Genomic DNA, 450 nt, shown 5'->3' on the forward strand with positions numbered 1-450 from the left:
TCGTGCACCTCGAGCGCCTGGAACGCGAACGGCGCCCAGCCGCCGGCGCCGTCGGGCTTCCACTGCGCGAACGCCGTCGAGCCGTTGAGGTCCACCGGCAGCAGCGCCGACCCGCGGCAGCCCGCACCCGGGCCCTCCATCCACGCGACGACGTCGGAGGCCGACCGCAGCCACATGGCGAAGGGCGGCATGTCCTGCACGGCGTCGTCGTGCAGGAGCTTCACGAAGGCGGCCATGTCGTAGCGCTGGAAGGCGTCGACGTAGGCGGCGAGCAGCTCGGCCTGGTCGGCGTCGACCTCGCCGGGCCGTGCCTTGCCGTCGTACCCGGCCAACGTGGCGCGGGCCCGCTGCAGCGCGCTGTTCACCGCGGCGACGGTGGTGTCCAGCAGTGCGGCGACCTCCTCCGCCCGCCAGCGCAGCACCTCGCGCAGCACCAGGACGGCCCGCTGC

Annotated in this window: 1 protein-coding gene; it reads right to left on the reverse strand. The window is 74.7% G+C overall.

Annotated elements, in window-relative coordinates:
• On the reverse strand, nt 1–450 hold a 450-nt coding region (locus M3677_RS17230), incomplete at both ends, for a sigma factor-like helix-turn-helix DNA-binding protein (RefSeq protein WP_285844930.1).

The sequence above is a fragment of the Curtobacterium sp. P97 genome, from assembly GCF_023712445.1.
GTDB lineage: Bacteria > Actinomycetota > Actinomycetes > Actinomycetales > Microbacteriaceae > Curtobacterium.